This is a genomic window from Azoarcus sp. KH32C (assembly GCF_000349945.1).
In the GTDB taxonomy this organism is placed as follows: domain Bacteria; phylum Pseudomonadota; class Gammaproteobacteria; order Burkholderiales; family Rhodocyclaceae; genus Aromatoleum.
The window spans coordinates 614,658-634,216 of sequence record NC_020516.1 but is presented as its reverse complement, the minus strand read 5'-3'; the positions used below and the strand labels follow the sequence as shown (position 1 = coordinate 634,216).

The following is a 19,559-nucleotide window of genomic DNA, read 5'->3' as shown; positions in this document are numbered from 1 at the left end:
CCTTTTTTAGAACTGCCGGGTCAAGCGGAAAACGATCTGGCTGGCGTTGTCGAAATAGCCGAACAACTGCGACTTCTGGTTGCTGAACGGGACCTTGTTCGATCGGTCGCCGGTCCAGAACAGGTCGGCCTCGATCTTCGCCAGCCACTGCTCGGAGAGCGTCATCGACACGCTGGGGATGGCGAAGCCGCCGCCATGCGTGAGGTCGAAGCCGATCGCGAAACCGGGGTTGATCGTGTCGTTGCGGTAGTTCAGCGTCGTGAACGCGGTCAGGATGGTGTTGTGCTCGGTGAGCGGCGTGCCATAGGCGAACAGGCGCACGAGGTCGTCGGACTCCTTGAAGTTCAGCACCTGGGTGTCGAACAGCTGGATCGACGAGAACGAGGGCCGCGACGTGCCGAGGAGGCTTTCGAGACCAAGGTTCTTGTCGATGCGCAGCATCGTCGTCAGCGTGTCCTTCTTCTTCACCCCCCCCAGGCCGATCCCGACATTGCCCGGCACGCGCGGGTCGAGGAAGGCCCCGGTACCGATGTTGTAGGGCTGGTCCTGGGTGTAGGCGATCTCGGCGCTGAGCACCGCGTCGAGCGGGCCGCTGTAGCCGCTGACCGTCATGCCGTAGACGTCGATGCGCGGGTGGATCAGGTCGAACACCGAACCGGACGGTGCCTTCTCGAACGGCTTGAACGTGGAGTTCGCGACCGGATCGGCGGAGAAGGTCGTGAGCCAGGCGAAGGAATAGCTCAGCCCCAGGGCCTCGCCCGACCAGCGCACGCCGCCGGTGACGTCGCGGTAGTCGCCATCCGGGTGCTTGCAGTCCTTGTTGGTCACCTTGCTGAGGTCGAAACCGCGATAGGGCTGGAAGAACCAGCGCCCGCCGCGGATATCGTAGGTGTTGCCGATCGACTCACAGCTGTCCCAGCCGGGTCGCACGTAGGCCGCGAGCATGCCGTCGGCCTCGGGCACGCGGATCTTGGTCGAGATCAGCGTCAGCGGTTTGCGCCACTCCTCGTTCTCGCCCTCGAAGAACAAGCGCCACGACATGTCGTAGCCATGCACGAGGTCCATCGCGTGGAAGAAGTCGGATTCGCCCCACACCAGCTGCTGCTTGCCGGCCTTCACGGTCACCCGGTCGCCGAGCGGCAACTCGGCCCACAGCTCACGCAGCTCGCGCTGGTTGTAGTTGTCGAGGATGCTGTTGCCCCCGGCGGTGCCGTTCGTTTCGCGCAGCTTCTCGAGATCGCGGAGGTAGTCGGTCTTGGCTTCACGATCGAGGCGGCCGATCGCCTTCCACTTCACCGGCCCGGTGCGGGCGTCGGCGTCGAGCAGCAGCGAGCCGCGCACCATCGACAGCTTGCCCTTGCTCTTCTTGTCGATCGCGTCCAGCTCGGGCTGGTCCTCCAGGTTCATCGACACCCAGCCACGGGCATAGCCGGACAGGTTGAAGCTGAAATCCTTGGCCCAGGACCCATCATCCTCGGCGCCGCGGGCCGGACTCTCGGCGCTCCGGGCCGGACTCCCCGCGAGCCCGGCCATCGCGGCGGCAACGGCGGCCGCTGCGATCTTTCTTCTTGCCACTCCTCTTCTTGCAACTCCCTTGCTCATCTCCTCGCTCCTTATGGTTTTGGCACTGCATGGAAGGGATTCATTGGCGGACGGCGTCAGGCCACCATCACCGGCTCGGCCTGCTCGATCGGATGTCGCTTGCTGCCCACGATGAATTCCGGCCGGAACACATAGACCAGGGCGGGCATGATGAAGAGGGCGCTGAACGCCGAGATGAACAGCCACAGCGCGATCAGCACGCCCATGTCGGCCTGCAGCCGCAGCGACGAGAAGTGCCACAGCACGACGCTGGTGATCAGCGTCATCGCGGTGATCAGCACGCCCTTGCCCGGCCCCATCAGCGCATTGACGATGGCGCGCTCGACGTTGTGCGAGCGGTGCAGGTTCTCGCGGATGCCATCGACGATGTAGAAGGTGTAATCGACGCCGAGGCCGATGCCGAGGGCAACCACCGGCAGGGTGTTGATGTTCATGCCGATGCCCTGCCACGCCATGTAGCTGAAGGTGATGGTGTTGGAGAGCAGCACCGGGATCATGAAGAACACCCCCGCGACCGTGGAGCGGTAGGTGATCGTGCAGCACACCACCAGCACCAGCAGCGCGAGCGCGATCGCCTCGATCTGCCCGGCGAGGATCACCTCATTGACCGCGGCCAGCACCCCGACGAGGCCGCCGGCGAGCAGGTACTGGGCGTCCTTGACCGGATGCTGGGCGACGTAATCGCGCACGCGGGCCACTGCCGTGCGGATCGTCTCGCCCTGGTGGTCGCGGAAGAACAGCGTCACCGCCCCGTTCTTCGCGTCGGCATCGGCGTAGCGGTCCATGTCCCCGGGATCGGAGCCGGAAACGAACATGTACATCAGCTCGCCGTTCTCGTCGCTGCTCTGCCCCAGCTCCTGGTACATCGGGTTGCCTTCACGCAGTACGCGCTTGACCTGCGGCAGGATGTCGGCGAGCGAGATGCTGCCGCCGACCTCCGGCTGGGCCTCCATGTACTTCTGGAAGCGCGTCATGCTCGACAACACCTCCGGCTCGCGCAGCGCCCCCGGCTTGTCGCCGGCGACGACAACGAACATCCGGTCCGAGCCCTGGAACTGCCGATTGATCTCGGCGGCGTCGCGGTTGTAGCTCGAGTCCGGCCACAGGATCGGCGAGCCCGGATTGGCGTCACCGACCTTCAGGTTGAAGGCGTACAGGCCGGACACCACGAACACCGCCCCGGCCGCCCCGAGCACCGCGTAGCGCCAGCGCGTCGTGACGATCGCCGAGCACAGTCTGAGGATGCCCATCAGCACCGGGTGGATGTTCACCGGGTGGATGTAGCGCTGGCGCGCGCTGACCCAGGACAACATCACCGGCGTCAGCACCAGCGCGCTGATGAGGATCGTCAGCACCCACACGGTGCCGATGAAGGAAATCTTCTGCAGCAGCGGAATCGGCGTCAGCGCGACCACCAGCACGCAGCCGGCGTCGGCGACGATCGCCAGCATGCTCGGCTTGAACAGGTTGCGCGCACTCGCCCGCGCGGCGGCTTCCGCGGAGGCGACGCCGTGCCCGGTCTCGTCGTCGAAGCGGGCGATGAGCTGCACCGAATTCGAGATCGCCTGCGCGGTGATCAGGAACGCGACCACGACGACCAGCGGGTCGAGGTGGAAGCCCATCAGCCGCGCCGCACCCAGCGCCCAGATCGCGCTCACCGTCCCCGCCAGCAGCGGCAGCGTGGTGCCGTGCCAGGTCCGCGTGATCAGGCACAGCAGCAGCACCAGCGCGGCCACCGCGATGAAGAAGATCGTCAGCGTCTCGTGCAGGTAGTGATTCACCCAGCCGTAGAGCACCGGCTCGCCGACGATGCGCACCTGCACGCCATCGCCGCTCGCCTCTCCTACCAGGGTCATCAGCTGGTTGAAGGCACGCGTGTAGTCGATGTTGCCGTCGCTGAAATCGACCGTGACCAGCGTCGCCTTCATGTCGGTCGACACGTAGGGGCCGTAGACCAACGGATTGTTGAGGACCGACGCCTTCAGCGCGGCGAGCCCAGCGTCGTCGCGCGGCAGTTCGGGCCACATCAGCGGACGCGATTCGACGCCCTCGGTCGAGGCGCGCACCTCCTTGATCTTCTTCGACGCGAGCGAAATGATCTGGTAGGTATCGACGCCTTCGACCTGCTGCAGATCGACGGTGAGCTTCTGCACCTTGCCCAGCACCACGGGGTTGAAGATGTCGCCGTGCTCGGCCTCGAGCATGATGCTGACCATGTTCGAGCCGCCGAAGGTCTGCTTGAAGCGCTGGTTCACCTCGACGTAGGGATGGTCGCGCGGCAACAGATCGCTGAAGATCGTCTTCACCTCGATCTGGCTCGCCTGGTAGCCCATCACCAGCGTCACCAGCGCCACCGCCGTCACCACCAGCGCGCGAAAACGGATGAGGAAGGCAAAGGCGCGATCGACTTTGCCGAATGTCGTGTTTTTCACCGTCGTTCCCTCACATCCGCTGTTGGCCGGCGACGCGCAGCGCGCCGTTGTCGAGTACGCCGAGATTGCTGCCGGCGAGGAAGTAGCGCGTGCCGGCACGGGCAACCTGGGTGCGCCACGACACGTCGCCGTCCGCGACCCGGCCAAGCTGCCATTGCTGCGCGTCCGCTTCGGCGCTGGCCATCACGCCCTTGTCGCCGACCACGAGCCAGCGGCCGTCGTCCCACATCACGCTGTAGAAATGTTCGCGGGTGAAGGCCGGCACCTGGCGCCACGACGCGCCGCCGTCGGCCGTGACCAGCAAGGTGCCGGCGAGGCCCACGGCAACGCCGTGCCGGGCGTCGCGGAAGGCGACGCCCATCAGGCTGACCTTGTTCGGCGTGCTCACTGGCGTCCATGTCGAACCGCCGTCGGTGGTCCGCATCAAGGCGCCGAACTCCCCGACCAGCCAACCGGCGTCACCGACAAAGCCGATGTCGTTCCACGCACGGTCTTCCTCGGGAAGCACGCGCGACCAGGTCGCGCCGCGGTCATCCGAGCGCAGCACGGCACCGAATTCGCCGACCGCCCACGCCACCCCGTTCGCGATACGGACGCGAAACAGTTTGTTCGGATTGCTGCTCGCGGGAAGCGCCGCACTCGTCCAGCTGTGGCCGCCGTCGGCCGTCACGATCACGACGCCGTCATTGCCGACGGCGATGGCGCCGGCGCTGTCCCACGCGGCGATCCCCTGCAGATTGACGTCGGTACCGGAGGTCTGACGCGCCCAGGAATTGCCGCCATCCTCGCTGCGGACGATCTTGCCGCCCGCCCCGGCCGCCCAGATCACGCGGTCGTCGGAAGCGGCGACGCCGTAAAACGTGTCGCGACGCTCGATCGCAGGCGGTTCGACTTTCTGCACCACCGCCTCGGCCTTGACGAACAGGCCCGCGTACAGCAGTCCGCCAACGATCACAAGGGGTGCGGACGACGTCATCAAGGTGACGACGCCGCGGGCGCCGCCTCCATATTTTCTCAATCGACGCAGCATCAGAGTCTCCTTCACGCCCCGGGAACGGCGCGCGCTTTCTTTTTTTGGGCAGCCGAATCCCTGCAAGGCATTCGCCTCGCATGGTTCGTTACCTTGTTCGGGAAAATTTTGGGGGCCCCGGACTGCGGCCCCCGCCGGCGCTTTCCAACCGAAAGCGCCGGCCATCAGCCGCCGGGCATCCCGCCCGGCCGGGACGGCTTACGCCGCGTGTTCAGGCACCGGCAGGCCGACCCACTCCTTGTAGAAGGCCTCGATGTCCGGCTCGAAGTCGTGGATCACCGGATACCACGGCGTCGGTGCCTCGACGTCATGCATCGTCCCGCAGGTCGGGCAGTAGTACTCGCGGTAGACCTGCCACTGGGTATCCGGCGCCATCAGCTTCGGATACACCTCGGTCATCGCCTCTTCGGTGTCGCGCACGTAGATCGCCGCGTTCAGCTTCCAGTTCTCGCGGTAGTCGCCGAACACATGGCCGCAGTCGCACTGCGTGACCCACTGCTTCTTCGCGTTCTGCACGATGTACAGATGCGGCCCGAGCGGCAGGACGATCTTCTCCTTGAAGCTCACCTTCGCCTGCAGCGCCTTCAGGTACTGCTCGAAGCGGCCGTTGTCCTTGGGCATCGACAGCATGCGGAAGGTGGTTTCCCAGTCGAGGGTGCCCTCGATGAGGTGGGCGACCTGCTCATTGGTGTAGGTAGACATTTCTCAACTCCTCGATTCGGTGATCACTCTTCGACCTGGACGACGGTCGTGACGTCCGGCAGCAGCGACAGGTCCATGCGGTGCTTGGAGCCGTAGGACGGCACGCCCAGCTCCTCCTCGAGCAGCTGCCAGTCGGCCGGCAGGCTCCAGAACGCCTTGAACTCCTTCGTGAACTTCTCGGACAGCGCGAAGCTCGTCGCGAACATGTGCTGCACCTGCACGGCCGCATGCTTGTTGACGATGCGTTCGCGCTCTTCCTTCATCCACTCGCGGGTCGGCAGCGCGCGGGCGAGACGCTCCTTGCGGATCTCGGCGCGACGCGCCTGGGTCTTCGCGACATCGACCGTGAACACGCCCTTCGCGTCCTGCGTGAAGACCGCGCCATAGACCTTCTGCGCGTACTCCGGCAGCAGGAACTTCTGGTTCAGGTCGTTCTCGATCGCCTTCGGCTCGCGATCGATCGGATCGCCGAAGCCCGGGCCGCCGCGCAGGTAGTTCAGGTACAGGTCATGGTTGTCGTAGCAGTCTTCGGTCGTGATGCACTGCTTGTCGCGCTTGACCACGGCGGTCGCATCGATGTGACGCTCGTAGTCTGGATGCGTCGGATCGAGGTCGCCCCCGAGCGGCAGCGAGTCGCCGATCGCGATGCGCTCCTTGAGGCCCGTCTTGTGCGCTTCGAAGCGGTAGCCGGTCGCCGACGGGTAGCCGCCCATCATCCCCCAGTCGCTGTTCATGAAGCCGTTGCCCATGAAGAACATCGTCCAGTCCTGGGCGTTCCACACCATGCGCAGGGTCTCGAAGCCGCAGCCGCCGCGGTACTTGCCGTAGCCGCCCGAGTTGGCCTTGACGTTGCGGCCCAGATACAGGAGCGGCTCGGCCATCTCCCAGATCTCGATGTCGCCCATGTCGCCTTCGGGGTTCCAGATCGCGGCGGCGTGGTTGAGGCCGTCCTTCACCGCGCAAGCGCCGGTGCCGCAAGACGAGGCTTCGAAGCTATTGACCGCGTGGATCTCGCCGTCCTGGTTGATACCGCCGCCCTGCAGCCAGTTCGAGGTGTTGGCGTTGCCGGCGTTGACCTCCTCGAGGTAGCCGCGGCTGAAGTAGGACTGGCTCAAACCGCGCCACAGCGCCGCCCAGCCGGACACCAGGAAGTGCCAGGCGTAAGCGTGGCCGGTGCGGCGGTCGTCCGGGTTGCACCAGGTGCCCTTGGGCAGGCGGAACTCGGTGGCGAAGTAGGCGCCGTCATTGATACGCTGGGTCGGCACGAGGGTCTGGCACATCATCACCCAGATGCCCGAGGTGAAGGCCACCTGGTGCGCGTTGAAGGTGTGCCAGCCCCAGCGGCTCGCGCCTTCGAAGTCGAGCCGCCACTTGCCGTCGGGGCGGATCGTCATTTCGCACGGCGAATGCATGATCGAGTCGAGCTTCGCGAAGGCGTTCGACACCTGCACGTCGTCATGCTTGTAGGGCACATCGACGAAGGACACCTTGCGGTACTTGCCCGGCAGCGTCATCGCCTTGATGCGGCTCATCAGCCCGCGGCGGCCTTCCTCGATGACTTCGTAGGCGAACTTCTCGTAGGCCTCGATGCCGTCCGCCTTGATCACCTCCTCGACCAGCTCGCGGATCATGTGGCAGCCGGCGATACGGGTCTTCTCGTCGAGGATCCAGTACTTCGGCGTGCGCACCGAGCGCTGCGACTCGTGCAGCCAGTCGCGCAGCGGCTCGTCGTTGATGCCGGTCTTGCGGCAGGTGATCATGTAGCCGTCGCCGAAGCGCTGCGTCTGGCCGGTCGACATCGAGCCCGGGGTCACCGAGCCGGTATCGATCACGTGCGTCACGCCGCCGACCCAGCCGATCAGCTTGCCTTCCCAGAAGATCGGCACGATCGTCGCGATGTCGCAGGGGTGCACGTTGCCGATCGCGCAGTCGTTGGTCGTGAACATGTCACCGGGATTGATGCCGGGGTTGCCTTCCCAGTTGTTCTCGATCATGTACTTGATCGCCGCGCCCATCGTGCCGACGTGGATGATGATGCCGGTCGAGGTCAGCACGCAGTCGCCCGCGGCGTTGTACAGCGTGAAGCACAGCTCGCCTTCCTGCTCGACGATCGGGCTCGCGGCGATCTTCTTCGCGGTTTCGCGGGCATGCACCAGGCCGCCGCGCAGCTTCGAGAACAGTTTCTCGTAGCCGATCGGATCGCTGTCGCGGAATTCGAGCTTTTCCTGGCCGTTGTAGTAGCCGGTGGCCTTGGTGCGCTCGATGATGCCGTCGCGGAACTGCTTGAGTGTCTGGCCGTTCTTCAGCAAATCGGCGAAGCCGACTTCCTTGGTTGTCATCATGTTCATGGCGGGTCTCCTCCTTACTTCACTTCTTTGAGATGGAACAGGCGGTGCTTGTCGACCGTCGTCTCGAAGCCGTCGGGCACAACGAAGGTCGTCGCGTCGGATTCGATGATCGCGGGACCGACGATATGGTTGCCGGCCTTGAGCGACTCCATCTTCCACAGCGCGGCATCGACCCAGCGCTTGTGGCGATAGAACGGACGCGTGCCCAGATAGGCTTCCTTCGGCGGTGTCGGGCCGCAATCCGCGTCTTCCGGCAGCACCGGCTTCTGCGTCACGACCATGCCGCGCAGGATCGCGCCGGTGATCGAGAAGCCGAGTTCCGGCGAGCGTGCCGAGTTGGCATAGACGCGGCCATAGGTGTTCTCGAAGGCCTCGATGATCTGGTTCCAGTCGGCCGCGGTGGCCGCGGTCGATACGGGCGAAACGATCTCGAGGTCGTTCAACTGGCCCATGTACTGCATCTTGTAGCCGGGGATCAGCATCACGTCTTCGGGCTTGTAGCCATTGATGATGAACTCATCGATGACCTTGACCGCCAGTTCGCTCCAGGCTTCCTGCAAGCTGGCGCAAGCCGCCGCCTTCTCTGCGTCGCTGGCGAACTGCGCCACGCCCAGATCGACCGACTTGTCGTAGCGGTACTCGAAGTCGGCGCAGGCGCAGCCGAAGGCCGAGAAACCGGCGGCCCAGGCGGGCACGACGACGTCCTTGAAGCCGACCCCTTCGGTGTAGCCGTAGGTATGCACCGGGCCGGCACCGCCGTACGAGAAGCACGTGAACTCGGCCGGGTTGTAGCCCTTGGCGCTGATGTTGGCGCGCAGGTATTCGGAGAGCGTCAGGTCGAGCAGCTCGATCACGCCAGCCGCCGCGTCTTCGACCGACAGGCCGAGCGGATCGGCGATCTGCGCCTTGATGTGGTCACGCGCGCGCTGCACGTCGAGCTTGATCGCGCCGCCGAGGAAGTTCTCGGGGTTGAGGTAACCCAGCACGACGTGGCAGTCGGACACCGACACCGTATCGAGGCCGCTTTCCGGCCAGCAGGTACCGACGCGGTAACCGGCGCTGTCGGGGCCGAGCTTGATCGACTTGCTGTAGGGGTCGAGGCGCACGAAGCTGCCGGCACCGGCACCGACCGAGTCCATCGCTACCAGCGGCAGTGACAGCACCAGGCGCGCCATGTCGGGGTCGGACTTGATCGCGAAGCTGCCCTTGGTGATCAGCGCCACGTCGAAGGAGGTACCGCCGATGTCCGAGCAGGCGATGTTCTCGTCGCCCAGGTACTCGCCCAGGAGCTTGGAGCCGATGACGCCGCCGATCGGGCCGGAGACGATGGTCCGCGCGAGCTCCTTCGCCTTCCACGAGATCGTGCCGCCGTGGGTGGCCATCACGCGCAGGTCGAACTTCGCGCCGTGCTTCTTGAAGCGGTCACTGACCTTCTTCAGCGTCTGGCGCGAGGGTTCAGCGCCGTAGGCTTCGAGAATGGTCGTGTTCATGCGGTGGCTTTCCTTGCGCGACGGGTAGTAATCCACCGACGCGAACACCGGGATATCCGCCTTCAGCTTCTTCAGTTCGTCCCGCACCACATCGCGCGCCCGCTGTTCGCTGCTCTCGTTCTTGTGCGACTGCAGCAGGCAGATCACGATCGCCTGCGAGCCGGCTTCCACCAGCTCGCGCGTCGCCTGGCGCACTTCGTCTTCGCGCAGCGGGATCACGACCTTGCCCTGCACGTCGGTGCGCTCGGTCACGCCGCGGGTCCGCGACACCGGCACCAGCGGCTCGTCGTAGCGGTGGGTGTTGAGGTGGATGCGATCTTCCAGCGCATAGCCGAGATAGCTTTGCAGCGCACGGCCCATCGAATGGATCTGCTCGAAGCCGCGGTTGCAGATCAGGCCGACGTCGAGGCCCTTGCGCATCAGGATGCGGTTGAGCATCGCGGTGCCGGAATAGACGCAGGTCACGAGCTCGGGATAGACGTCATCCACGTCCCGGCCCCAGTGGGCGAGGGCGTCCACGGAGGAGTTGTAGATGGCGAGCGACTCGTCGCCGGGGTTGCTCTGGGCCTTGCCGACGACGAAGCGGCCGTCGGCGCGCACGAAGAAGGTATCGGTCATCGTGCCGCCGGCATCGATGCCCATCACCTGTACGGATGACTGCTGGACTTGCATGTTGCCTCCTGTCATTGGTGTGTTGGAAGTCGCGGCGCCCGCCGGTCGCCAGTCACGCTGGACGCCGGCCGGTCGCCTCGGACGATCCGGAGAGCTGTCGCCCCCGCTGCCTATTCCGCAAGGGGTGGGCCACATCGCGACCAAACGATCGGCGCAAGAACGAAAGCCCCATCTCTTCAGCGACTTGCGCGAGAATATGAATATTTTTTATATGACAAAAAGCAATTTTGATACTGTCCGGAATCCGGACACTCCGGCCGCGACTGTCCGGCTTCCGGGCAAGTTCGCGGCGGACATGTTGCATTGCACAACCATTTGATCTTTCAAGGTTTTTCTTGACGCAAGGCAGGCATAAGGATTAACTTTTCCAAGTTACCGTCCGCCCATCCGGAGCCCCGACGTCCTCGCCATGTGCCCAGCCGGCCTGTTGATCCCGCGTGCGAACAACGAACAAGCGGTCGCCCAATGCTGGGAGCGCTTCGTTCAGAACGATCCGCTTCCGCGGGCGTCCGTGCGTGACGTCGTGCTCGCGTCGTGGCGGCGCTGCCGCTCCGAGGCCGTCGATCCGGCCCGCCACAGCGCCCCGGCCGCCGACGACGTCCGCATCCGCCAGCTGCGCGAGCAGCACCACCAGCTCTACGACGCCGCGCAGCCGGTGCTCGACAACCTGCGCGAAGTGCTGCGCGAATCCGGCACGCTGATCATGCTCAGCGATCCCGGCGGCGTGATCATCGACCTGCACGGCGACAGCCGCGCGCGCCACGCCGGCGAAATCGTGAACCTCGCCCAGGGCGGGCGCTGGATGGAGGACGTGATCGGCACGAACGCGATCGGCACCGCGATCGCCGCGCGCGAGCCGGTGCAGATCTACGCGAGCGAACACTACTGTCTGGACGTCAAGCGCTGGACTTGCGCGGCGGCGCCCGTGTTCGACCCCGGCCGCGGCATCCTGCTCGGCGTGGTCGACGTCTCGGGCGTCAAGGAGACTTTCCACGGCCACAGCCTCGGCCTCGTGATCGCGGCCGCACGCCAGATCGAGTCGGTCATCGCACGCCAGGAGATGGACCTACAGGTCCGGCTGCTGGAGCAGTCGATGGAAAGTTTCGTGCGCTACGGCGGCGACTGCATCGTGCTCTTCGACCGCCACGGGCGGCTCGTCAAGAGCAACGGCCGACTGCAAGCGGCGCGCGAGCAGCACGGCGTGCATCTGCCGCTCGACATCGGCACGCGCATCGACGCGTTCGACCTCGGACTCGCACCTGACGAGCGCGCCGTTCGCGCCCCGCGCTGGCTGCGGCCCGAGTGGCTGCACCCGGTCCGCTCGCGCAACGGCGATCTCGGAACGCTGCTGGTGGTCCCGCTGACGCACATGCCGGCCCCCGCCCACGCGGCGCCGCGCACTCAGACATCGACCGGCCGTCCGGACCCGTTCGTCGACGTCATCGGCGACAGCGAAGTCATCGACAGCGCCCGCCGCCGTGCGCGCCGCCTCGCGACGCTCGATCTGCCGGTGATGCTGCTCGGCGAGACCGGCGTCGGCAAGGAAGTGTTCGCCCGCGCGATCCATCAGTCAGGACCGAAGTCTGCCGCGCCCTTCGTCGCCGTCAATTGCGGCGCGCTGACGCGCGAACTGCTCGCCAGCGAACTCTTCGGCTACGCCGAGGGCGCCTTCACCGGCGCGCGCCGCGGCGGCCTCGCGGGCAAGTTCGAACAGGCCGACGGCGGCACGCTCTTCCTCGACGAAATCGGCGAAATGCCGCTCGACATGCAGCCGCACCTCTTGCGCGTACTGCAGGACGGCATCGTCGTGCGCCTCGGCGACACGCGCGAGCGGCACGTCACGGTGCGCATGATCGCCGCGACCAACCGCGACCTGAAGAGTGAAGTCGTCGCCGGCCGCTTCCGCGAGGACCTCTACCATCGCCTGTGTGTGACGACACTGCGCCTGCCCGCGCTGCGCGAGCGCCCCGGCGACATCGACCTGATCCTCGATCACCTCAACGCGCGCCTCGCCGCCAAGTACGGCTGCCTGCCGCGCCACATCAGCCGAGACGTGCGCGCGGCCTTCCGCGACTACCGCTGGCCCGGCAACGTGCGCGAATTCCAGAACGTGTTCGAATCGGTGTTCGCGCTCTCCGAAGGCGACGCGATCGACGCCTCGCTGCTGCCCGATGAAATCCGGGGGCCCGCGCCCGCACCCGAAGCGGCGACGAACGCGCCGACCGCCCTCCCCTGCTCCAGTCTCGAAAACCTCGAACGGCAAGCGATCTACTCGGCCGTGGCCAACGCGAAAGGCAACATCTCGCGCGCCGCGAAACTGCTCGGCATCTCGCGCAGCACGCTCTACGTCAAGCTCGCGAACCTGCGCATCCAGATCGAGCCGCCCGCCAAGCGGCACTGAGCGGATTGCAGGGGGATTTCGCAGTACACTCCCCCCATGATCGAAACCGACAAACTGCAGGCCCCGCGCCTGATCTCGGCGCAGCCCGCCGACCGCCAGGAAGATGCCGTCGAGCGCGCGCTACGCCCGAAGCGGCTCGCCGAATATGTCGGCCAGGCGAAGATCCGCGAACAGCTCGAAATCTTCATCGCCGCCGCGCGCCAGCGCAGCGAAGCGCTCGACCACGTGCTGCTGTTCGGCCCGCCGGGCCTCGGCAAGACCACGCTCGCGCACATCGTCGCGGCCGAAATGGGCGTGAACCTGCGCCAGACCTCCGGCCCCGTGCTCGAACGCGCCGGCGACCTCGCCGCGCTGCTGACCAACCTCGAGCCGCACGACGTGCTCTTCATCGACGAGATCCACCGCCTGTCGCCGGTCGTCGAGGAGATCCTGTACCCGGCGCTGGAAGACTTCCAGATCGACATCATGATCGGCGAAGGCCCGGCCGCGCGCTCGGTCAAGCTGGATCTCCCGCCCTTCACGCTGGTCGGCGCGACGACCCGCGCCGGCATGCTGACGAACCCGCTGCGCGACCGCTTCGGCATCGTCGCGCGGCTCGAGTTCTACACGCCCGAGGAACTCGCCTTCATCGTCAGCCGCTCCGCGCGCCTGCTCGACGTCGCGATCGACGACGACGGCGCCTTCGAAATCGCCCGCCGCTCGCGCGGCACGCCTCGGATCGCGAACCGCCTGCTGCGCCGCGTGCGCGATTACGCACAGGTCAAGGCCGACGGCGACATCAGCGCAAAGATCGCGGACGCCGCGCTGCGCATGCTCGACGTCGACCACCTCGGCCTGGACCTGATGGACCGCAAGCTATTGGGAGCGATGCTGGAAAAATTCTCCGGCGGACCGGTCGGCCTCGACAACCTTGCCGCGGCGATCGGCGAGTCCTCGGACACCATCGAGGACGTGCTCGAACCCTACCTGATCCAGCAAGGCTACCTGCAGCGCACGCCGCGCGGCCGGATCGCCACCGCGACGATCTGGGAACACTTCGGCCTCGCCCGCCCGGGGCGCGGCGACGGAGACCTGTTTTCGTCCTGATCTGCCGCGATGCGCACCTTCATCGCCTTCACGATCGTGCTCTGCACGGTCGGCGGTCTGTGGCTGTTGCAGGGCCCGGCCTTTTTCTGGCCGGACCGCTTCGACCCGTCGCAAGGCGTCTTCCTCGGCGGGCTCGCGTCGCAACTCCTCGGCGGCGGCCTGCTGACGATCGCAGGCGCGGGCCTGATGGCGATCGGCCAAGCCCGACGCGGGCGCGTCGGCAGCGCCTCTCAGCGCTGGCAGATCCGCTACTTCCTGCTGATCCTGCTCGCGATCGGCCTCGTCAGCGCCGCCTTCAGCCTCGGCGAGCGCGGCCCGAACCCGGACTGGCGCGCCCCGGGCTCATCGGCTGATCAGCCGACCTGAACCGCCAGCCCCTTCAGGTATTCGCCTTCCGGCACCGCCAGCCCGATCGGATGATCCGCCGCCGCCGACAAGCGGTGCAGGATGCGCGCATCGACGCCGGCATCGCTCGCCGCGCCCGCGACGATCTTCTGGAAAAGCTCCAGCCCGATCCCGCCCGAGCACGAGTAGGTCATCAGGATCCCGCCCGGATTCAACAGGCGGAAGCCGAAGAGGTTGATGTCCTTGTAGGCGCGCGAAGCGCGGTCGGCATGCGCCGCGGACGGCGCGAACTTCGGCGGATCGAGCACGATCAGGTCGAAGCGCCGCCCTTCCGCCTTCAGCGCGCGCAGCGCCGCGAACACGTCGGCCTCCATCCACTCGGCGCGCGACGCGTCGAGCTGCGGATTGAGCGCAACGTTGCGGCGCGCGACTTCCAGCGCGGGGCCTGACGAATCGATCGACCGCACCGAGGTCGCCCCCCCGGCGAGCGCCTGCAGCGAAAAGCCCCCGGTGTAGCAGAAGCAGTTCAAGACGCTCCGCCCGGCTGCGAGCATGCCCGTCAGTTTGCGGTTTTCGCGCTGGTCGAGGTAGAAGCCGGTCTTGTGGCCGGCGACGACGTCGACTTCCATGCGCACCCCGTTCTCGACGATCGTGAGCGCCCCTTCGGGAAGTTCGCCGTACACGCAGCCCGTCTTCGGCCCCAGCCCTTCGAGCCCGCGCACGTCCGAATCCGAGCGCTCATAGACGGCCTTGCAGCCGGTCGCCTGCACCAGCCCGGCAACGATCGCATCGCGCCACTTCTCGGCGCCCGCGCTCGTCAGCTGCACGACGACGACGTCGCCGAAGCGATCCGCGATGACGCCCGGCAGGCCATCCGATTCGCCGTGGATCAGGCGCACCCCGCTCTCGTTCGCGAGCAGCGGATGCGTCGCACGGCGGGCCACCGATTCGGCGACGCGGCGCTTGAAGAAGGCGTGGTCGATCGACACGTCCGACGCAAAGGTCCACATCCGTGCGCGGATCTGCGATTCGGGCGACCACGCGGCGCGCCCGAGCTCACGCCCGTCTTCGGCGACGACTTCGACGGTGTCGCCCGGCCGCGCACGGCCGTCCAGCCGCTCGACGGAACCGGCGAACACCCACGGGTGACGGCGCAGGAGCGAGCGCTCCTTGCCGGATTTGAGGATCAGCTTGGACATGGGACGGCACCGCAGGAAGGGACAGGCGCGAGAGTGTATCGCCTGCCTGCCGCCGTCGCCAGACGGCGGGGCTCAGTCCTCGATGAAGCGCCGAAGCCGGTCGGCCGTCTCGAGCAGCTCGGGCAGGTCGCGCGAACCGAGCAGGTCGCCGAAATGCTGCACCGCCTGCTCGGTCAGGAACAGGTGACCGTTGTCCTGCCGCATGATCCAGCCCAATTCGGCCAGGCGCGCGATCTTGCGTCGCACGGTCTCGCGCGGCAGGCCCGTCGCTGCCGCGATCGAGTAAGCGTTACAGGGCCGCAATTTCACCATCAACGACGGCATGTCGTCGAAGATGCCTGCGTTGACGCCATTCTCGAGGGCGCCGAGATTATGTAATGCGATTTCGCCGAGCAGGATCGGCAGGAGGATGTCGCGCTCGAACTCCTCAAACAGCCGCCGCAGGCTGCGGATCTGGTAGCGCGCGAGCAGGACTGCCGCGGCGCGCAATATCTTTGCGCCTGGATCGAGTGTCCCCGGGCGCATGTTCGGCGCAGTGTAAGACTTGCCCATGGAATAATTGATTCGCGGATTTTCGTTGTTGGGCATGACCGCCTCATTTCTTCGCCCATTCCTCGGGGCACACAAGGCAGCCGTCATCAAAACTCGGTCGCATCCAGACTCTGTTCCGACCCCTTTAGCGAGCAGGTTTCTAGCCGAGCATAGCCCAGACCCCATCACCTCCCGCTAATGTTGCTACCCGATTTGGGCACAAATTCACACATATTTGCACTCCACGCGGAACGCCCGTTCTATGCGCTTCTCAGGGGTTTCTCAGCGGCGCTTTGCACGGGGATGCGCCGCGTCGTAGACCTTCGCCAGATGCTGGAAATCGAGGTGGGTATACACCTGCGTGCTGCGAATGCTGGCATGGCCGAGCAACTCCTGCACGGCGCGAAGATCGCCGCTCGACTGCAGCAGGTGGCTGGCGAAACTGTGACGCAGCATATGTGGATGCACGTGCACACCCAGCCCGCACTTCTGCGCCCAAGCCGCGAGCCGTGAGCGGATCGCGCCGGGACTCATGCGCCCGCCCGAGCGCGTGACAAAGAGCGCTGCCTCACCCTCAGCCAGGACGAAGGCAGCGCGCTCGGCGAGCCAGGCCTGCACGGCCGCGAGCGCCGGCTTGCCGACCGGCACCGTGCGCATCTTGTTGCGCTTGCCGCGCACCGTGACCATGCTTTCGACGGGATCGAGTCCGCCGCCGATATCGAGCGCCGCGAGTTCGGCCAGGCGCAGCCCGGACGAATAGAAGAGCTCGAACATCGCGCGGTCGCGCACGTCGAGCGGCTCCTCGCCGGGCGCGTCGAGAAGCGCCTGGGCCTGATCCGGCGACAGCGCCTTCGGCAGGCGCTGCGGCGACTTCGGCGCGCGCACGCCTTCGACGGGATTCACCTGCAGCACCCGCCGATGGCGGATCAGCCAGCGATAGAGGCCGCGCCACGCCGACAGCACGCGCGCGATCGAGCGCCCGCCCAGCCCCTGTCCATGCAGGCGCGCCACGAAGCGGCGGATGTCATGGGCGGTCAGATCGACCGGCGAACGTCCGTCACACAAGGCATGGAGGCGCTGGAGATCGCGGCGGTAGTTTTCGAGTGTCAGCGGGGCGGCGCGCCGCTGGCTCGCGAGGTAGTCGAGATAGGGGGCCAGCCACTCCGGCGGCTCCAGCGCCCCGCTCTCGTCTTCCCGCGGCGCGTCCATGCTCAGCCGAGCTGGCGGCGCAGGGCGGCGGCGACGAGGTCGCCGATGCGCGACAGGTAGAGCGTGCCCATCTCCGCGTAGAAGCGCTCGGCCTCTTCGCTACCGAGCGCGAGCAGGCCGAACACCTGAGCGTCGCGGCGCAGCGGCACGAGCGCGACCGAGCGCACGTGCGGCGCAACGACGCCGAACCAGTCCAGCACCTCGAGGTTGCCGGGTGCGCCGCAGTAGGGGTGGCGCAGGTCGCCGGCGAAGAAGCGCACCGATTCGCTGACCGGCGAAAAATCCTCGCCGGCGCGCGTCAGCACGCTGTTCCACACGCGCAGGGCGACATTCGGCACCGAGAAGTCGCTGCGCAGGCTTTCGAACAGCACGCTGCGCAGGCTCTCGTAGTCTTCCGCGGCCAGCAGCTCGAGGCTCATGCGATGCACCTTGCCGCCGATCTCGTCGTTCTCCTCGCCGAAGCGGATCAGCTCGGCGAGCTTGCCTTCGAGCAGGCGGATCTTGTCGCGCAGCGCGTGCAGTTGCCGCTCGGAAAGCGAGATCGCCTGCCCACCGTGCGGGTGCGGCACCGTCAGTTCGGCAAACAACTCTCCGTGATCGGACAGGAAATCGGGGTTTTCCTTCAAGTAACGTGCGACATCGGCGGCATTCATTGCAGACAACTCCAGTCGGGCGGAGGACGCCCCGGGGGTAGGGTTCAGGCGAGTTCGATCTCGCCGGCAAATACGGTCACGGCGGGGCCGGTCATCATCACGGGCTGGCCCGGACCGCCCCAGGCGATGTCGAGTTCGCCACCGCGCGTCTGCACGCGCACCGGCGACGCGAGCAGTTCGCGGCTGATGCCGGCGACGACCGCGGCGCAGGCGCCCGTGCCACAGGCAAGCGTCTCGCCCGCGCCGCGCTCGTACACGCGAAGGCGGATGTTGTGCTCGTCGACAACCTGCATGAAGCCGGCGTTCACCCGCGCCGGGAAACGGGCGTGGTTCTCGATCAGCGGCCCCTGGCTCGCAACCGGCGCGCTGTCGACGTCGGCGACGACCTGCACCGCATGCGGATTGCCCATCGACACAGCGGTGATCGCCACCGTCTCGCCCGCAACGTCGAGCGGCTGAACCACCGCGTCGGAGTCCGACACGAAGGGCACGCGCGCCGGCTCGAATACCGGCACGCCCATGTCGACGGTCACGAGCCCGCTTTCTTCGAGCTTGGGCGCGATCACTCCCGACTTCGTCTCGACGCGGATCTCGCGCTTCTCGGTCAGGCCCTGCTCATGCACGAAGCGCACGAAACAACGCGCCCCGTTGCCGCACTGCTCGACCTCGCCGCCGTCCGCGTTGAAGATGCGGTAGCGGAAATCGACGCCGAGCTGCGAGGCCGGTTCGACCACCAGCAGCTGGTCGCAGCCGACGCCGAAATGGCGATCGGCGAGAAAACGGACGCGTTCGGGAGTCAGCTCGACGGACTGGCGGACCGCGTCGATGACGACGAAATCGTTGCCCAGTCCGTGCATCTTGGCAAAGCGCAGGCGCATGGCGAATCTTCGGGTAGGAGGGTGGCGGGGGATCCGCGCGGGGCGAATCCGGGAATTCTCGCGCAGCGACCGGGGGGAGTCCACTTCCCGCCCGGTGCGGCGGTCATGTCAATATAGCCGCGGCTCGCCGCGCGGGCGGGTCTTGAAGCGGCGGTGCACCCAGTAATACTGCTCCGGCATCGTACGGACCACCGATTCGAGCCAACGGTTCATGCGCAGGGTATCAGCCTCGACGTCCTCGGTCGGAAAATCGGCCCACGGCGCGCCGAATTCGACCACGTAGCCGCGCCCGCCCGGCAACTGGCGCGTCACGCAGGGGACGACCGCCGCGCGCGCGAGACGCGCGAGGCGCGACACGCCGGTGATCGTCGCCGCCGGCACGCCGAAGAAGGGCACGAAGATCGCATCCTTGCGCCCGTAGTCCATGTCCGGCAAATAGTAGAAGGGCCGTCCGGCCTTCATCGCCTTGATCGTGCCACGCACCCCGTCCTGGCGCGACAGCAGCAGCTGGTCGCCGAAACGGCTGCGGCCGTGATACAGCAGGCGGTCGAAGACCGGGTTGTTCTGCCGCGCGTAGACGCTGACGCTGTCGAACTCCATCGCGATGCGCGCGCCGCCCATGTCAAGGCCGAGGAAGTGCGGCGACAGCATCATCACCGGCGTGCCGGCGTCGACGAGCGCACGCAGATGCTCCACCCCTTCGAAGCGGATCAGCTTTTTCAGCCGCTCCTTGCTCGCCCACCACACAAGCCCGCGCTCCAGCAGGCTGCGGCCGAGCGCGCGGAAATGCGCACGCGCGAGGCGCCGCCGGGCTGCGTCGTCGAGCTCAGGGAAGCACAGGCGCAGATTGACGCTGACGACATGGCGGCGATGGCGCCCGAACAGGAACAGCAGTTCGCCCAAGCACTCGCCCAGCACGGCCAGCACCGGCAGCGGCAACCAGTGCAGCAGCCAGAAGACGGCGACCGCGAGATAGCTCAG

15 protein-coding genes are annotated in these 19,559 nt (G+C 66.6%); 3 read left to right on the top strand and 12 right to left on the bottom strand.

Going from position 1 to position 19,559, the window contains the following annotated elements; translation table 11 throughout:
* Nucleotides 1–6: 6 nt before the first annotated feature.
* From AZKH_RS02795 to AZKH_RS02770, 6 genes are all read right to left on the bottom strand, one after another.
* Nucleotides 7–1,575, bottom strand: coding sequence for a DUF1302 family protein (locus AZKH_RS02795; RefSeq protein WP_231874455.1), 1,569 nt, complete (start codon nucleotides 1,573–1,575; stop codon nucleotides 7–9).
* Between the two features lie 83 nt (nucleotides 1,576–1,658).
* Nucleotides 1,659–4,034, bottom strand: coding sequence for an RND family transporter (locus tag AZKH_RS02790; protein WP_015434219.1), 2,376 nt, complete (start codon nucleotides 4,032–4,034; stop codon nucleotides 1,659–1,661).
* A gap of 10 nt (nucleotides 4,035–4,044) precedes the next feature.
* Nucleotides 4,045–5,064 (bottom strand): YCF48-related protein, encoded by a 1,020-nt coding sequence (locus tag AZKH_RS02785; RefSeq protein WP_015434218.1) that lies wholly within the window; start codon nucleotides 5,062–5,064, stop codon nucleotides 4,045–4,047.
* Nucleotides 5,065–5,262: 198 nt separating this feature from the next.
* A complete protein-coding gene (locus AZKH_RS02780; protein WP_015434217.1) occupies nucleotides 5,263–5,766 on the bottom strand; it encodes an acetone carboxylase subunit gamma in 504 nt (167 codons plus the stop codon).
* A gap of 23 nt (nucleotides 5,767–5,789) precedes the next feature.
* Nucleotides 5,790–8,114 (bottom strand): hydantoinase B/oxoprolinase family protein, encoded by a 2,325-nt coding sequence (locus AZKH_RS02775; RefSeq protein WP_015434216.1) that lies wholly within the window; start codon nucleotides 8,112–8,114, stop codon nucleotides 5,790–5,792.
* A gap of 14 nt (nucleotides 8,115–8,128) precedes the next feature.
* Nucleotides 8,129–10,276, bottom strand: a complete 2,148-nt coding sequence (locus tag AZKH_RS02770) for a hydantoinase/oxoprolinase family protein (protein WP_015434215.1) — start codon at nucleotides 10,274–10,276, stop codon at nucleotides 8,129–8,131.
* A gap of 409 nt (nucleotides 10,277–10,685) precedes the next feature.
* Between AZKH_RS02770 and AZKH_RS02765 the strand changes: the two genes are divergently transcribed.
* From AZKH_RS02765 to AZKH_RS02755, 3 genes are read left to right on the top strand one after another with little or no spacing between them, the layout of a single operon-like run.
* Entirely contained in the window at nucleotides 10,686–12,677 is a 1,992-nt protein-coding gene (locus AZKH_RS02765; protein WP_015434213.1) for a sigma-54-dependent Fis family transcriptional regulator, read from the top strand.
* 36 nt (nucleotides 12,678–12,713) lie between these two features.
* A complete protein-coding gene (ruvB, locus tag AZKH_RS02760; protein WP_015434212.1) occupies nucleotides 12,714–13,763 on the top strand; it encodes a Holliday junction branch migration DNA helicase RuvB in 1,050 nt (349 codons plus the stop codon).
* Nucleotides 13,764–13,772: 9 nt separating this feature from the next.
* Nucleotides 13,773–14,129: a hypothetical protein gene (locus tag AZKH_RS02755; RefSeq protein WP_015434211.1), complete on the top strand. Its 357-nt coding sequence runs from the start codon at nucleotides 13,773–13,775 to the stop codon at nucleotides 14,127–14,129.
* Here AZKH_RS02755 and AZKH_RS02750 read toward each other — a convergent pair.
* From AZKH_RS02750 to AZKH_RS02725, 6 genes are all read right to left on the bottom strand, one after another.
* The gene (locus AZKH_RS02750; protein WP_015434210.1) at nucleotides 14,117–15,307 is read right to left on the bottom strand and encodes a class I SAM-dependent rRNA methyltransferase; all 1,191 of its coding nucleotides are present in this window, start codon (nucleotides 15,305–15,307) and stop codon (nucleotides 14,117–14,119) included. The two genes, AZKH_RS02755 and AZKH_RS02750, sit on opposite strands and share 13 nt — an antisense overlap.
* Nucleotides 15,308–15,379: 72 nt before the next feature.
* Nucleotides 15,380–15,832, bottom strand: coding sequence for a helix-turn-helix domain-containing protein (locus AZKH_RS02745; RefSeq protein WP_041656742.1), 453 nt, complete (start codon nucleotides 15,830–15,832; stop codon nucleotides 15,380–15,382).
* Between the two features lie 288 nt (nucleotides 15,833–16,120).
* Entirely contained in the window at nucleotides 16,121–17,047 is a 927-nt protein-coding gene (gene xerC, locus AZKH_RS02740; protein ID WP_015434208.1) for a tyrosine recombinase XerC, read from the bottom strand.
* Nucleotides 17,048–17,049: 2 nt separating this feature from the next.
* On the bottom strand, nucleotides 17,050–17,700 hold the full coding sequence (locus AZKH_RS02735; protein ID WP_015434207.1) for a DUF484 family protein: 651 nt from the start codon (nucleotides 17,698–17,700) through the stop codon (nucleotides 17,050–17,052).
* 44 nt (nucleotides 17,701–17,744) lie between these two features.
* Entirely contained in the window at nucleotides 17,745–18,578 is an 834-nt protein-coding gene (dapF, locus tag AZKH_RS02730; RefSeq protein ID WP_015434206.1) for a diaminopimelate epimerase, read from the bottom strand.
* Between the two features lie 108 nt (nucleotides 18,579–18,686).
* The gene (locus AZKH_RS02725) at nucleotides 18,687–19,559 is read right to left on the bottom strand and encodes a lysophospholipid acyltransferase family protein (RefSeq protein ID WP_041656735.1); all 873 of its coding nucleotides are present in this window, start codon (nucleotides 19,557–19,559) and stop codon (nucleotides 18,687–18,689) included.

What these genes read in the sequence shown, in the direction of transcription:
- AZKH_RS02785 (WP_015434218.1), bottom strand. Translation starts at nt 5,064, where the DNA reads ATGCTGCGTCGATTGAGAAAATATGGAGGCGGCGCCCGCGGCGTCGTC.
- AZKH_RS02780 (WP_015434217.1), bottom strand. Translation starts at nt 5,766, where the DNA reads ATGTCTACCTACACCAATGAGCAGGTCGCCCACCTCATCGAGGGCACC.
- AZKH_RS02775 (WP_015434216.1), bottom strand. Translation starts at nt 8,114, where the DNA reads ATGAACATGATGACAACCAAGGAAGTCGGCTTCGCCGATTTGCTGAAG.
- AZKH_RS02770 (WP_015434215.1), bottom strand. Translation starts at nt 10,276, where the DNA reads ATGCAAGTCCAGCAGTCATCCGTACAGGTGATGGGCATCGATGCCGGC.
- AZKH_RS02765 (WP_015434213.1), top strand. Translation starts at nt 10,686, where the DNA reads ATGTGCCCAGCCGGCCTGTTGATCCCGCGTGCGAACAACGAACAAGCG.
- ruvB (WP_015434212.1), top strand. Translation starts at nt 12,714, where the DNA reads ATGATCGAAACCGACAAACTGCAGGCCCCGCGCCTGATCTCGGCGCAG.
- AZKH_RS02755 (WP_015434211.1), top strand. Translation starts at nt 13,773, where the DNA reads ATGCGCACCTTCATCGCCTTCACGATCGTGCTCTGCACGGTCGGCGGT.
- AZKH_RS02750 (WP_015434210.1), bottom strand. Translation starts at nt 15,307, where the DNA reads ATGTCCAAGCTGATCCTCAAATCCGGCAAGGAGCGCTCGCTCCTGCGC.
- AZKH_RS02745 (WP_041656742.1), bottom strand. Translation starts at nt 15,832, where the DNA reads ATGCGCCCGGGGACACTCGATCCAGGCGCAAAGATATTGCGCGCCGCG.
- xerC (WP_015434208.1), bottom strand. Translation starts at nt 17,047, where the DNA reads ATGGACGCGCCGCGGGAAGACGAGAGCGGGGCGCTGGAGCCGCCGGAG.
- AZKH_RS02735 (WP_015434207.1), bottom strand. Translation starts at nt 17,700, where the DNA reads ATGAATGCCGCCGATGTCGCACGTTACTTGAAGGAAAACCCCGATTTC.
- dapF (WP_015434206.1), bottom strand. Translation starts at nt 18,578, where the DNA reads ATGCGCCTGCGCTTTGCCAAGATGCACGGACTGGGCAACGATTTCGTC.